This is a genomic window from Streptosporangium subroseum, from assembly GCF_900188345.1.
In the GTDB taxonomy this organism is placed as follows: domain Bacteria; phylum Actinomycetota; class Actinomycetes; order Streptosporangiales; family Streptosporangiaceae; genus Streptosporangium; species Streptosporangium subroseum.
Genome location: NZ_FZOD01000011.1, coordinates 1 through 13,162 on the forward strand (window position 1 = coordinate 1; position 13,162 = coordinate 13,162).

12 protein-coding genes and 1 rRNA gene are annotated in these 13,162 nt (G+C 68.8%); all 13 read left to right on the forward strand.

The window, feature by feature from the left end:
- Nucleotides 1–114 precede the first annotated feature (114 nt).
- The 13 genes from rrf (at nt 115) to CHC08_RS13650 (ending at nt 13,145) form a co-directional block, all read left to right on the forward strand.
- Nucleotides 115–231, forward strand: a 5S ribosomal RNA gene (gene rrf / locus CHC08_RS13595).
- Between the two features lie 230 nt (nt 232–461).
- Nucleotides 462–1,754, forward strand: a complete 1,293-nt coding sequence (locus CHC08_RS13600; RefSeq protein WP_089207627.1) for a bifunctional folylpolyglutamate synthase/dihydrofolate synthase — start codon at nt 462–464, stop codon at nt 1,752–1,754.
- Nucleotides 1,755–1,811: 57 nt separating this feature from the next.
- A complete protein-coding gene (locus tag CHC08_RS13605; protein WP_089207773.1) occupies nt 1,812–2,150 on the forward strand; it encodes a DUF4233 domain-containing protein in 339 nt (112 codons plus the stop codon).
- Nucleotides 2,151–2,161: 11 nt separating this feature from the next.
- Nucleotides 2,162–3,784 (forward strand): hypothetical protein, encoded by a 1,623-nt coding sequence (locus tag CHC08_RS13610; protein WP_089207628.1) that lies wholly within the window; start codon nt 2,162–2,164, stop codon nt 3,782–3,784.
- A 145-nt stretch (nt 3,785–3,929) separates the two neighbouring features.
- Nucleotides 3,930–4,340: a nucleoside-diphosphate kinase gene (gene ndk / locus CHC08_RS13615; RefSeq protein ID WP_089207629.1), complete on the forward strand. Its 411-nt coding sequence runs from the start codon at nt 3,930–3,932 to the stop codon at nt 4,338–4,340.
- A 191-nt stretch (nt 4,341–4,531) separates the two neighbouring features.
- A complete protein-coding gene (locus CHC08_RS13620; RefSeq protein WP_089207630.1) occupies nt 4,532–5,563 on the forward strand; it encodes a rod shape-determining protein in 1,032 nt (343 codons plus the stop codon).
- 23 nt (nt 5,564–5,586) lie between these two features.
- Nucleotides 5,587–6,474, forward strand: coding sequence for a rod shape-determining protein MreC (mreC, locus tag CHC08_RS13625; protein ID WP_245878296.1), 888 nt, complete (start codon nt 5,587–5,589; stop codon nt 6,472–6,474).
- Between the two features lie 3 nt (nt 6,475–6,477).
- Nucleotides 6,478–7,005: a rod shape-determining protein MreD gene (gene mreD, locus CHC08_RS13630; RefSeq protein ID WP_089207632.1), complete on the forward strand. Its 528-nt coding sequence runs from the start codon at nt 6,478–6,480 to the stop codon at nt 7,003–7,005.
- 106 nt (nt 7,006–7,111) lie between these two features.
- Nucleotides 7,112–9,175, forward strand: coding sequence for a penicillin-binding protein 2 (gene mrdA, locus CHC08_RS13635; RefSeq protein ID WP_089207633.1), 2,064 nt, complete (start codon nt 7,112–7,114; stop codon nt 9,173–9,175).
- 40 nt (nt 9,176–9,215) lie between these two features.
- On the forward strand, nt 9,216–10,376 hold the full coding sequence (gene rodA / locus CHC08_RS13640) for a rod shape-determining protein RodA (RefSeq protein WP_089207774.1): 1,161 nt from the start codon (nt 9,216–9,218) through the stop codon (nt 10,374–10,376).
- A 121-nt stretch (nt 10,377–10,497) separates the two neighbouring features.
- Entirely contained in the window at nt 10,498–10,722 is a 225-nt protein-coding gene (locus tag CHC08_RS48220) for a hypothetical protein (RefSeq protein ID WP_143653211.1), read from the forward strand.
- A 102-nt stretch (nt 10,723–10,824) separates the two neighbouring features.
- A complete protein-coding gene (locus CHC08_RS13645) occupies nt 10,825–12,252 on the forward strand; it encodes an NsdA family TPR-like regulatory protein (protein ID WP_089207634.1) in 1,428 nt (475 codons plus the stop codon).
- Complete coding sequence (locus tag CHC08_RS13650) at nt 12,249–13,145, forward strand: aminoglycoside phosphotransferase family protein (RefSeq protein ID WP_089207635.1); 897 nt, start codon at nt 12,249–12,251, stop codon at nt 13,143–13,145. The genes CHC08_RS13645 and CHC08_RS13650 overlap by 4 nt, the downstream gene beginning before the upstream one ends.
- Nucleotides 13,146–13,162 lie beyond the last annotated feature (17 nt).

The window sequence follows — 13,162 nt, forward strand, 5'->3', positions numbered from 1 at the left end:
CGGAGCAGCGCGTGGCCCGTCAAAGAAATTGTGTTGCCCGCGTCCACTATGTGATTCTGAAACAGCAAACACCGCTGGCGTTCGCGCCGTGTGTGGTTGATTGTTTAATAGGGTTACGGCGGTTATGGCGAAGGGGAAACACCCGGTTACATTCCGAACCCGGAAGTTAAGCTCTTCAGCGCCGATGGTACTGCACCGGGGACGGTGTGGGAGAGTAGGTCACCGCCGGACAATCTTTTCGGAGAAGGCCACCCCGTCAGGGGTGGCCTTTTCTGCGTTCACCCACCCGCATGCACGAAAAGGGGGTTCACACCATGCGGTGCGAACCCCCCCTTTTTTGTGCCCGGGCCCGCACCGCGGGGCGCGGACCCTTTTTCGTTTCGCGAGGCTGTCAGTCGAGGGCCCGCCGGTGGGGTCAGTAGTCTTAGGAGGTGGAATATAGAGCGGTTGAGCAGGCAATCATGGAACGCGGCGTCGAGTGGAACTTCGAGCCAGGTCTTGACAGGATCGCCGCGCTCATGGATCTGCTCGGCTCCCCGCAGCACTCCTACCCCGTCGTGCACATAGCCGGCACGAACGGCAAGTCGAGTACGACCCGGATGATCGAGACGCTCCTGCGCGAGCGTAACCTGCGCGTCGGCCGGTTCACGAGCCCGCATCTCGTGTCCATGCGAGAACGTATCTCCGTGGACGGCCTCCCGCTCAGCGAGGAGCGCTTCGCCGAGGTCTACGAGGACATAGCGCCGTACCTGGAGATGATCGACGCTCAGGGCCGCCGGCTTTCCTTCTTTGAGACCCTTACCGCAATGGCCTTCGCCGCCTTCGCCGATGCCCCCGTGGACGTCGCGGTCATCGAGACGGGTATGGGCGGCAGCTTCGACGCGACCAACGTCGCGGACGGCACCGTGGCCGTGATCACGCCCATCTCCCTCGACCATGTCAATTACCTCGGCCCCGACGTCGAGACGATCGCGGGGGAGAAGGCGGGCATTATCAAGCCCGGAGCCATAGCCGTGATCGCGCAGCAGGAGCTTCCCGCCGCCCAGGTGCTGATGCGGAGGGCGACCGAGATGGGTGCCACCGTGGCGCGCGAAGGGCTGGAGTTCGGTGTGATCAGCCGTGAGCTCGCCATCGGTGGACAGCTGCTCCACCTCAAGGGACTCAAGGGCACCTACGAAGAGATCGTGCTTCCCCTGTACGGCGCGTACCAGGCCGGAAACGCGGCCTGTGCGCTGGCCGCCGTCGAGGCGCTGACCGGCGGAGACGAACCGCTGGACTCCGAGCTGGTGCGGCAGGCGTTCCTGCAGATGCGCTCGCCGGGAAGGCTTGAGGTCGTGCGGCGAGGTCCTACGGTGCTCGTGGACGCCGCGCACAACCCGGCGGGGATGCGGGCCACCCTGGACGCGGTCCAGGAGTCGTTCGACTTCGCCAAGCTCATCGGTGTGGTGGCCGTGTCCGAGGACAAGGATGTCGAAGGGATGCTTGATCTGCTGGAGCCGCTGATGGACGAGATCGTGGTGACCCGCAACTCCTCGCCCAGGTCAATGGATGTGGACGACCTCGCCGCGCTGGCCGAGGAGATCTTCGGGATGGACCGGGTCCACCAGGTCGAGCGGATGGACGGCGCGATCGACCGGGCGATCGGGCTGGTGGACTCTCTGGGAGAGTTCAGCGGGGCCGGGGTGCTGATCACCGGATCGGTGGTCACCGCCGGTGACGCGCGGCTCCTGCTCAGAGCGGACGAGGCGCAGTGAGCGACGAGGCACAGTGAGCGAGGGACGGTGAGCAGGGCGATGACGGAGGGGCGAGAAATGATCACTGTTACTCCGGGTATGCGACGGCTCTGCGCCAGCGTGCTCGGGATGGAGGCGATCGTCCTCGGGCTGTTCACGCCGACGGCGATCAATGTGCAGGGGGTCGAGCCGGTCGTCGCGGTGACCGTCGGCATCGGCCTGGCGGTCCTGTGCGTGCTGGTCACAGGCATGTTGAAGCGGCCGTTCGCCTACATCGCGGGAAGCGTGATCCAGGTGCTGGCCATCGCCGCGGGCTTTCTGGTTCCGACGATGTTCGTCCTCGGGGCGATCTTCGCGGCACTGTGGATCACTGCGATATTCGTCGCTCGCCGTGTCGAGGGCGTGACTTCTCGCTAAAGTCGGCCAACATGGCCGTCCCTCCCGTTCAGCCGACCCGGGCGGTGGCAACCGGGCCCACGGGCCTGGTGCGCACCCTCGGTGTCTCCCTGATGCTCGACGTCGTCCTCGGGCTGCTCGTCGCGGTGGCGCTTCCCCTGGCGATCCTTGCCATTCCCAACACCATCTCGGTGGTTGCCGCTCTGCTCCCGCCTGACGTCTCGCAGATCGAGATGATCCGGGCACACGGGCTGGCGCTGCCCGCGATGGCCCTGGCCGTTCCCCTGGCGGCGATGGCTCTGCGCAGGGTGAGAGCGGCCCCGGTTCTGGTCGCCGGACTCGCCCTGCTCGCCTTCGCCGACGCCGCCGGGGGGTACGCAGCCTCCACGACGGTGGTGGGGGTCCTCAGGGTCCTGCATGGGATCGGTGCCGGTCTGCTGGTGTCCGCGACCCTGGTGGCCGTCTGGGAGCGTTCCAGGCTCCTCCGTGCGGTGTGGGCGGGTGCGCTCGCGGCGAGCCTGCTGACCGCGCAGGCGCTCGCGCTGTGGCCCCTCGACGAAGTCGACTCCTGGAAGGTCACGCTCCAGCCGTATCCGATCCTGACGGGCGTCGCGCTCGTGCTGGCCGCTCTCTACCTCGTGCTCTGGCGTAGAAGCGGCGAAGGCGTCGTGATCGGTTTCGGGCGGACCGTCTCCGGGCGCGGGCGCCTGCTGACGGAGGCCCTGCCCGCCGTGGGCATCGCCGCCCTCGCCGTGGGAAGCACCTTTGACTGGTCGCCCGGCCCGGTGGTCCTCGCGGCGTCGCTGTCCATTCTCGCGCTGCTCGGACTGGCGTCCGTCGGTGTCGTGGACGGTGCCGCCGGCCGGGCGCCGGCTTACACGATGCTCGCGGTGGGCGTCGTCGTCCTGCCCACCGCCGCCCAGGTCACCTACATCGAGCTCGGCGGGCTGGGCGGTCCCGGCCTGTCCGGTCTGTGGCCGGCCTTCACGATCGCCGGGGTCGCGGGTCTCCTCGCCGCCGTCCTGGCGAACCGGCTGGGCGACGGTGCCATGCCCGTGGTCACCGCGGGCGGCCTGGTGGTCGTCGTGGCCGGGCTGTGCGCCGTCCGACTGCTCCTCCCGGCCTCCGGCGGGCTCATGTTGATCCTCCCGTTCGTCCTGCTCGCGGTCGGAGCCTCGGTGGCGCTGACGGGCGCGTTGCGTCCGGCGGGCGGGGGCGCTGCGCTCTTCGCGCTGTCGCTGTTCTTTCCCGCGGTGCTCGGAGGTTTCCTGCTGGGCAGCGGAATTCAGGTCGCCCGTCTGAAGGAGGCGACGACTCCGCAGGCTCTGGTCGACGGCTTCGTGGGGGCTCTGCATCTGTGGGCCCTGGTCGGCGGTGGCCTGGTGGTTGTGGTGATCGCGCTCGGCGCGGCGCTGGTCCGCCTGTCTACGGCGGCCGCCGCGGATATGACGGCCGCCTCGGCTACGACGGGCGCGGCCCGGGAGGGCAGCCCCTCGTGGCCCGAAGCCAGGCCGGAGCGGGATTGGAGGCCCGAACCGAGGCCGGGACCAGGACCAGGGTCGGGACCGGAGAAGACCGCCGCGCCGCCCGTGGTGGTGCCACCGCCCGCGCCGTCGCCCGAGGACGATCCGGGAAACGGCCCGGTCCATCCCTGACGCCCAGTTCATCCCTGACGCCCAGCCCGTCCGTGACGCCCAGCCCGTCCGTGACCTCGCCGACCACGGAGAATTGAGCCGAGGACGGTAAACTTCGCGCGTTTACCGCAGCCTGCGAGTCAACCCTGTTCAAAGGAGAACTTCAGTGTCCGAGCGCACTCTTGTCCTGATCAAGCCCGACGGTGTGGCGCGTGGCCTCATCGGCGACGTGATCGCCCGTGTCGAGCGCAAGGGCCTGAAGGTCGTGGCGCTGGAGCTGCGCACCCTGGACGTTGACACGGCCAAGGTGCACTACGCCGAGCACTCGGAGCGGCCGTTCTTCGGCGAGCTGGTGGAGTTCATCACCTCCGGCCCGCTGGTCGCGCTGGTGCTCGAGGGCCCCCGCGCCGTCGAGGCCTTCCGTGCCCTCGCGGGCCTGACCGACCCGGTCAAGTCCGCTCCCGGCACCATCCGCGGCGACCACGCCCTGGAGATCGGCGAGAACGTGGTTCACGGTTCCGACTCGCCCGAGTCCGCCGCCCGCGAGATCAAGATCTTCTTCCCGGACCGCTTCTGAGTATCCGGATTTTTTCACGCGCTGGGCCCCGCCGTCCTTCGGGATGGCGGGGCCCAGTGCGTTTGACGTGACCCAAGATTTCCCTGGGGTTGAACAGCTCATTGTGCTCATAGGTAGGTACGTCACGTTACGATTCGAGTGCGTTCCGTAGTTTTCGCCGACGACCTGACGGAAGGAGGGCCGCCTTCCTCATGGGTAGCAAACTCGCTTTCCTGGGCCGCGACATGGCGGTCGATCTCGGCACCGCCAACACGCTCGTCTACGTACGGGGCCGCGGAATCGTGCTCAACGAGCCGTCCGTCGTCGCGATCAACACCACGACAGGGAAGATCGTGGCCGTTGGCATCGAGGCCAAGCGGATGATCGGCCGTACTCCCGGCAACATCGTGGCCATCCGGCCGCTCAAAGACGGCGTCATCGCCGATTTCGACATCACCGAGCGCATGCTCCGCTACTTCATCCAGCGTGTGCATAAGCGCCGCCACTTCGCCAAGCCCCGCATCATCATCGCCGTACCGAGCGGGATCACGGGCGTCGAGCAGCGCGCGGTCAAGGAAGCCGGCTACCAGGCGGGTGCGCGCCGGGTCTACATCGTCGAGGAGCCCATGGCCGCCGCCATCGGCGCCGGGCTCCCCGTGCACGAGCCCACCGGCAACATGGTGGTCGACATCGGCGGCGGCACGACCGAGGTCGCCATCATCTCGATGGGCGGCGTGGTGACCAGCCAGTCGATCAGGGTCGGCGGTGACGAGCTCGACCAGGCGATCATCGCCTTCGCCAAGAAGGAACACTCGCTCATGCTCGGCGAGCGGACCGCCGAGGAGATCAAGATGGCGATCGGGTCCGCCTGCCTGCTCCCGGAGGAGAGCCACGCAGAGATCCGGGGCCGCGACCTGGTCAGCGGCCTGCCCAAGACGATCGTCGTGTCGGCCGCCGAGGTCCGCAAGTCCATCGAGGAGCCTCTGAACGCGATAGTGGACGCGGTCAAGACCACGCTCGACAGGTGCCCGCCCGAGCTCTCGGGAGACCTGATGGATCGCGGGATCGCGCTCACCGGGGGCGGCGCGCTTCTGCGGGGCATGGACGAGCGGCTCATGGAAGAGACCGGCATGCCGATTCATCTGGTGGACAACCCGCTTGACTCCGTCGCGCTCGGCACGGGCAAATGCGTCGAGGACTTCGAGGCCTTGCAGCAGGTCTTGGTCCCGGAGCCGCGGCACTGATGAAAGATACGCGCCGGGCACGGATGAGCTTGGGACTGCTGCTGGCCGCGGCGCTCGTGCTCATGACAGTGGATCATCGGACGGGGGAGAACTCTCCTCTCGGCCCGCTCAGGGGGGTCGGGGCGGTGTTGTTCGGCGCGGCCGAGGGCGCGGGCTCCGGTGTCGTCCGGCCGATCGGTCAGTTCTTCGAGACGGTGACGGGCGCGCCCGAGGCACAGCGCCGTATCGAGGCGCTGCGCGCGGAGAACAAGCGGCTCAAGCATGACCTGGCGGCGCAGAGCCTGGACAGGAAACGCTCCGCGGAGCTGCGCAGCCTGCTCGGAGTCGCCGGAACCGGCGGATACAAGATCGTGCCCGCCCAGGTGATCGCCCGGCGCGGCACGCCCGGGTTCGAGGAGGCCGTCGAGCTTGACGTGGGCACCGCCGACGGGGTGCGGCCGGAGATGACCGTGCTGAACGGCGACGGCCTGGTGGGCCGGGTGGTCCAGGCGGGCTCGTCCACCTCGACCGTGGTCCTGCTCAGCGACCCCGGCTCGGCGGCCGGTGCCCGGCTGGAGGGCAGCAACGAGATCGGCGTGGTGAACGGCGTGGGGGAGAGCGGACGTCTGGTCCGTTTCCGGCTGCTCGACTCGACCGCGCGGATCACTCGGGGCCACCGGATCGTGAGCTTCGGTTCCCAGCGGGGTGTCCCGTACGTGGCGGGCGTGCCGATCGGGGTGGTGGAGCGGGTGGAGGCGACGCCGGGCGAGTTGACCCGGGTCGCCTACGCGCGGCCGTACGCCGACCTCACGGCGCTGGATGTGGTCGGCGTGGTGGTTCAGGCACCGGTCAGAAGCCCGCGTGACGCGGTGCGCCCCCCCGAGCCCAAAGCTGAGCCCAAAGCTGAGCCCAAAGCGCGAGAGGGGCTCTGAGAGATGGGTCGTAATGCGGTTTTCGTAGGCCTGCTCCTGCTGACCATGGTCGTCCAGGTGACGGTCGTGAACCGGTTGCGGCTGCCCGGGGAGGCCTCGCCCGATCTGGTGCTGCTCGCCGTGGCCGGATACGCCCTGGTCCGCGGGGCCGGGGCCGGGGCCGTCATGGGGTTCGCCGCGGGGCTGATCAGCGATGTGCTGCCGCCCTCCGCGCATCTGCTGGGTCAGAACGCGCTGGTGCTGTGCCTGATCGGATTCATGGCCGGACGGGCGATGGAGAGCCGCCCGAATGCCGGGCCGCTCGTGGCGCTGGCCTGCGCGGTCGCCGGGCCGCTGATCGCCGTGGCGGTCGGCGCCATGCTCGGTGACATCAGGGTTGAGGTGTCCACGCTCATGGCGACGCTGCCCCAGGCGATGCTCTACAACCTGCTGGCCGCGCCCCCGGTGGTGTGGGCGGCGGCCAGGATCGTCAGGGGACCCGTGACGCGGTCCTCGCTGTCGTCGGGTTATCTCGCGCGGAGCCGCGTATGAGCGAGCAAACCGGGTCATCTCGTGCGGAGCCGCATACGAGCGAGCGAGCCGAGGAGCGTGGCGCTCTCCGGTCGCGCTCCTGCGAGCCACGCGGAAGGGAGCGGGCATGAGCAGGACGCGGGGGCGGCTGGTCGTGCTGCAGGTGCTGGTGGTGTCGATGCTGGCGCTGCTCTCCGTGCGGCTCTGGCAGGTGCAGGTGGTGCGCGGCGCGGAGTTCGTGACCGCCGCGACCGAGACGCGCACCCGTGACGTGGTCGTTCCCGCGGTGCGCGGGCAGATCCTCGACTCGGCAGGACGGCCGCTGGTCCGCAACCGGACCAGGCTGGTGGTCTCGGTGGACCGGACGCGCCTGAACCGGATGGAGGGCAACGGCCAGGCCGTGCTCCAGCGGCTGGCGACCGTACTGAACCGTCGCCCCGCCGACCTGCGCGAGCGGATCAGGGCATGCGGTCCCGGAGTCGCCCGGCCGTGCTGGCCCGGCTCGCCGTATCAGCCGATCCCCATCGACGACCATGTCACCACCCGCGAGGCCCTGCAGATCCTGGAACGTCAGGAGGAGTTTCCTGGGGTCACCGCCGAGGTGCAGGCGGTGCGGGAGTATCCGGGCAGCAGCGCGGCCGCGCAGGCACTCGGCTACCTGCAGCCGATCACCCAGGAGGAGTTGGAGAAGCGCGAGGGTCTCAGGGCGGTCACCTCCGGAGTGGACCTGATGGGCAGGGACGGTCTGGAGTCGGTCTACGACGGGCCGCTGCGGGGTGTGCCGGGAATGCGGCGCGTGCAGGTCGACCGGCTTGGCAAGGTGATCGGGGTCGAGCGGCAGGTGGCGCCGCGGTCCGGAGACACGCTCATCACCAGCATCGACTCCAAGGTGCAGGCCATCACGGAGAAGGCGCTGGCGGAGGCGATGAAGTCCGCACCCCGTGCGGACGGGGCGGCGGCGGTGGTGCTGGACGTGAGGAGCGGCCGGGTCATCGCCCTGGCCAGCGCGCCGACCTACGACCCGAAGATCTGGACGGGGGGCATCTCCGAGCGCGAGTACCAGCGCCTGCTGTCCGACAAGTCGGGCAAGCCGCTGGTGTCGCGGGCCATCAAGGGGCAGTTCGCGCCCGGCTCGACGTTCAAGGTGTCGTCGGTGTCCGCGATGCTCAACGACGGCTACCCCCTGAACGGCAAATACGACTGTCCGGGCTCATACATGGTGGGCAGCCGCCCGTTCAACAACTTCCGGGGCATCGGGCTGGGCACGCTCGACCTGCACACGGCGCTGGTGAAGTCCTGCGACACGATCTTCTACAAGGCGGCCTACGAGCAGTGGCTGCGAGACGGCGGGCTGAACCCGAAGGGAAAGACCAAGGAGCCGATGGCGAACATGGCGCGGGCCTTCGGGTTCGGCCGTCCGACGGGCATCGACCTGCCGGGCGAGTCGGCGGGGCGTATCCCCGACCGGGCATGGAAGAAGGAGCTCTGGTCGGAGACCAAGGACAACAACTGCAGGCGGTCCAAGTCCGGGTATCCGGAGGTGGCGAAGACCGATCCCGCCAGGGCCGCCTTCCTGAAGCAACTGGCGTACGAGAACTGCCTGGAGGGCTTCCAGTTGCGGCCGGGTGACGCGGCCAACTTCTCCATCGGGCAGGGCGACGTCCTGGTGACGCCGTTGCAACTCGCGGCGGCCTACGCCGCGCTGACCGGGGACGGCAAGCTGCGCAGCCCCCGCGTGGGCTGGGCGCTGGTGCGGCCGGACGGCACCAAGGTCAAGGAGATCAAGGTGCCGGTGGTGGGCAAACTGCCTCTCTCCCCCAAGGAACGGGCCTACATCAAAGGGGCGCTGAGCGAGGTCGCCTCGGACGGCACCGCGGCCGGCGCCTTCGCGGGTTTCCCCATGGACAGGGTGAAGGTCGGCGGTAAGACCGGCACCGCCGAGGTCTACGGCAAGGCGGACACCTCCTGGTTCGCCTCGTTCGCGCCGACCGACAAGCCGCGGTTCGTGGTCGTGGCCATGGTGTCCCAGGGAGGGATGGGCGGCGAGACCGCCGCTCCCGCCGTACGGAAGATCTACGAGGGCATCTACGGCTTCGCGCCCGCGGGAAAGTCGATCTCCGCGGCGTTGCCCGGCGGGCGCCCGGCAACCGAGCTTCCGGTGATCAAACGGGATGGGACAGTGTCGCGATGAGCGTCGCGACGAGCCGGGCGCGGGCCTCCAGGGCGGCGTCGTGAGCTCCGTGAAGGCCGCGCCGAGCCGGTCCTTCACCGGAAGGACGATGGCGGGATTCTCCGCGGTGGGCCGGATGGACGGGGTGCTGCTGGTCGCGGTCGCCGCGCTGGCGGTGATCGGCACGATGCTGGTCTGGTCGTCGACCAGGACCTGGGCGCCCGGCGCCACCGGGCTGGTCAAGAAACACATCCTCAACCTGGTCATCGGGGCCGTGCTGGCCGGCGCGACGACGATGGTGAACTACCGGGCGCTGAGGAGCTATGCGCCGCTGGTGTACGTCGTGAGCCTGGTGGGGCTGTTCCTGGTGATCACGCCGCTCGGTTCCACCGTGAACGGGGCGCACTCGTGGATCATGCTGGGCGGCGGTTTCGCCTTCCAGCCGTCGGAGTTCGCCAAGTTCGGCCTGGTGATGATGCTCGCCATGCTGCTGGCCAAGCCCGCCGCGGATACCGACAGGCCCCGCGGCATGGACGTCTGGATCGCGCTGGTGATAGCCGCCTTCACCATGGGCCTGGTGATGTTCCAGCCCGACTTCGGCACCACCATGGTCCTCGGGGTGATCACGGCCGGTGCGATCGTCATCGCCGGGATCCGCAAGCGCTGGATCGGCGGTCTCACCCTCTCCGTGCTCGGGGCGGCGGCGGCCGTGTGGTTTCTCAACGTGCTGGAGCCGTACCAGATCGCGCGGTTCACCGCCTTCCTCAACCCGGCCAGCGATCCACGCGGCGTCGGCTACAACAGCACCCAGTCGCTGATCGCCATCGGGTCGGGAGAGCTGTTCGGCAAGGGGCTGTTCCACGGCGGTCAGACCACCGGCCGGTTCGTGCCCGAGCAGCACACCGACTTCATCTTCACGGTGGCCGGGGAGGAGTTCGGCTTCCTCGGCTCGGTCACCGTGGTGGCGCTGCTCGGTGTGATCCTGATGCGGGGGGTGCGGATCGCCCAGGGGTGCGACGACCGGTTCGGCACACTCGTGGCCGGCGGGATCGTCTGCTGGCTGGCCTTCCAGTCCTTCATCAACATCGGGATGACGGTCGGGATCATGCCGATCACCGGTCTGCCCCTGCCGTTTGTCTCCTATGGAGGCACCGCGACCTTCGCCAATATGATTGCGGTTGGGTTACTTCAGGCCATTCACATACGTCAACATCAGTTCTAGGTGCTGACATTGCCGACATGAGAGTCATCCGCATGTTCGCGGACCTCGATTCTCACTGGTAGCGCGTTCGTCAAGCGAACATTCTGGGAACGAAAACGGAACTCGCGATGACGGAGGAGCCGTGATATCGGAGCTTGCCGAACGGCAACGGGCACTCGAGCTGCTACGAGCCGCGTTTCCCGATTACCGGATCGTGTTCAGCAAGGGCCGCTGGGCCGCGGTGTCGGCGGGCAGTCCGCCGGCGGTCTGGTTCGCCGAGACCCCGAGCAGCCTGTGCGGACAGCTCTTCCAGGCCCAGCTTCGCAACGGCGGGACGGTCGTGCCCATCGGGGGTGGTGGTTCATGAGGAGGCGCTCTCCCGGATCGGCGGCCGGTTCTCAGCTCCATCGGATGCCGATCAGAGCACTAGCGTGATGGCGACCCCTTCTCGGAACGCCTGGGAGAGCCCATGACCCAGAGCTCGCGTGGCGGAGATCGCGCCGCGCTGGCCTGCGCGACGATCATCCGTAATCGCACGCTGGCAGCCATCTCCGGCCCGCCGTCCGCGGCCGTCATCCAGCAGATGACGGACGAGATCCACGCCTGCTGCCCGCAGCAGACCAGGTTCAAGTGCCGCAGGCTCGCGCACGGGTGGACCGTGGAGGAGAGCATCGAGCACTTCCACGCCATGTGTGACAGGGAGAACGTCAAGCGGCGCGGGCTGACCGAACGCTCCTGGCGGGAGTGGGAGGCGGGAGCGCGGCCCGACCGTGACTACACGGATCTGCTGTGCAGGCTCTTCGAGACCGGACCGGTCCAGCTCGGCTTCGCCAGCGACTACACCCCCGAAGAGCTGCGGTCGGTGCCGTCCGCGCCCCCCGTCCTGGACCTGATCACGGTGGCGGCCGACGAGGCCGGTGCGCACGCGGAGCAGGCGGAGGCGAGCGAGCTGGGCTCCGGTGCGCTGGAGCGGTTGCGCACCCAGGTGATCTGGATCGGCAAGCGCTACGTCTCGGAGGCCCCGCTGCCGCTTTTTGTGGAGATGCGCGAGCTGCAGGAGCGGACCCGCAGGGCGCTGGAGAAGCACATCCACCCCGGTCAGGCCCGCGAGCTCTACTTCCTCACCGGCGCGCTGTGCGGGCTGATGGCCAACGTCAGCATGGACATGGACCGCCGCATCCCCGCCGACACCCTCGCGCGCGCCGCGTGGACCTACGGCAAGGTGTCGGGGCATGTGGCGCTGATGGGATGGGCGCGCGGCATGCAGTCCTCGGTGGCGCTGTGGGACCGGCGCCACAGTGACGCGGCCAGATACGCCGAGGACGGTCTGACCTGCCTGCAGGCGGGTTCCGGGGCCGTCCGCCTGCACATGTTGCGGGCCCGCTCCTACGCGCTGCTGGGCCGTACCAGGGAGGCCTCGGTAGCCCTTCTGCAGGCGGCCGACGTCCGCGCGGCCGGAGCCGACGAGCTGCACGACGAGATCGCCGGTGAGTTCGCGTTCCGCCCGGCCAAGGAGCACTACTACGCGGCGGTCACCCACCTGCACCTCGGCGATTCGGCGGCGGCCATCGAGTCGGCGCGCCGGTCGCTGTCCCTCTACGCCTCCGGAGAGCCGGAGAACCGCTCCTACGGGTGCGAGTCCATGGCCAGCGCGCACCTGGCGATCGCCCACCTCATGGAGGGTGATCGTCAGGGGGCGGAGAGTGCCATGGCGCCGATTCTCGCCCTCCCTCCGGATCGGCGCATCGGCAGTCTGGGTACGACTCTCAGCACCGGCCGTTCGCTGCTCTCCGGCAGGCCGGGCGGGGAGCACATGGCCAGGCAGATCGAGAACTTCTGCTCCGTAGGCCTGCCACAGCAGGCCCGGCGCGCTATTTCAGACAGGAGCGGGCAATGACGATTGCCGCAGAGGGGTTGCTTCTCACTCCGGCGGGTGCGGCGCTCGCCCGCTCCTGCAAGGAGGCCGGGCTGGACACCACGGGTGTCACGCTGCTGCGCAACTTCGCCAACGCCGTCTACCACCTGGAGGCCGAGGGCGTGGTGGTACGGCTGGCGCAGGCGACCACGCCGGGCAAGCTTGATCGGCTGACGACCTCCGTCCGGGTCACGCGATGGCTCGTCGAGCAGGGCTTTCCCACCATCAGGCCGCTGGACATGAAGCAGCCGGTCGTCGCGGAGGGGTTCCTGGCGACCTTCTGGCGCCACGAGGAACACATCGGGCCGTTGCCCGACCCCGCGCAGCTGGGGCCGCTGCTGAGGCGTCTGCACGACCTGCCGCCGGTGCCGTTCGAGTTGCCGACCCACGACCCGTTCGGGGCGGTGCGCCGGGCGATCGACGCGAGTCTCTCGATCGACGACGATGACCGGCGCTGGCTGCTCGAACGCTGTGACACGCTGTCCGAGGCCTACTACGAGCGGACGGAGTTCGCCCTGCCGTACGGGCTGATCCATGCGGACGCCCACCGCGGAAACATGATCCGCACTCGTGACGGCTTCCTGCTGTGCGACTGGGACGGGGTGTGCGCCGGGCCGAGGGAGATCGATCTGATCCCGACGCTGCAGGGGATCAGGTTCGGCCTGACCGAGCGCCAGCGGTCCAACTTCAGCGAGGCCTACGGTCACGACGCGACAAAATGGGAGGGCTATCCGGTGCTGCGCGACATGCGGGAGCTGCAGACCCTCACCGCCGTGCTGCGCAACGCCCACCGCGACCGCACGGCCCACGACGAGTTGCGGCTCCGGCTCGCCTCCCTGCGGGCGGGTGACGACCGCCTGTGGCACCCGCTCTAGGCGGATAGGCTTGACGG

What these genes read in the sequence shown, in the direction of transcription:
- mreC (WP_245878296.1), top strand. Translation starts at nt 5,587, where the DNA reads ATGAGCTTGGGACTGCTGCTGGCCGCGGCGCTCGTGCTCATGACAGTG.
- mreD (WP_089207632.1), top strand. Translation starts at nt 6,478, where the DNA reads ATGGGTCGTAATGCGGTTTTCGTAGGCCTGCTCCTGCTGACCATGGTC.
- CHC08_RS13605 (WP_089207773.1), top strand. Translation starts at nt 1,812, where the DNA reads ATGATCACTGTTACTCCGGGTATGCGACGGCTCTGCGCCAGCGTGCTC.
- CHC08_RS13600 (WP_089207627.1), top strand. Translation starts at nt 462, where the DNA reads ATGGAACGCGGCGTCGAGTGGAACTTCGAGCCAGGTCTTGACAGGATC.
- mrdA (WP_089207633.1), top strand. Translation starts at nt 7,112, where the DNA reads ATGAGCAGGACGCGGGGGCGGCTGGTCGTGCTGCAGGTGCTGGTGGTG.
- CHC08_RS13650 (WP_089207635.1), top strand. Translation starts at nt 12,249, where the DNA reads ATGACGATTGCCGCAGAGGGGTTGCTTCTCACTCCGGCGGGTGCGGCG.
- CHC08_RS13645 (WP_089207634.1), top strand. Translation starts at nt 10,825, where the DNA reads ATGACCCAGAGCTCGCGTGGCGGAGATCGCGCCGCGCTGGCCTGCGCG.
- CHC08_RS13620 (WP_089207630.1), top strand. Translation starts at nt 4,532, where the DNA reads ATGGGTAGCAAACTCGCTTTCCTGGGCCGCGACATGGCGGTCGATCTC.
- CHC08_RS13610 (WP_089207628.1), top strand. Translation starts at nt 2,162, where the DNA reads ATGGCCGTCCCTCCCGTTCAGCCGACCCGGGCGGTGGCAACCGGGCCC.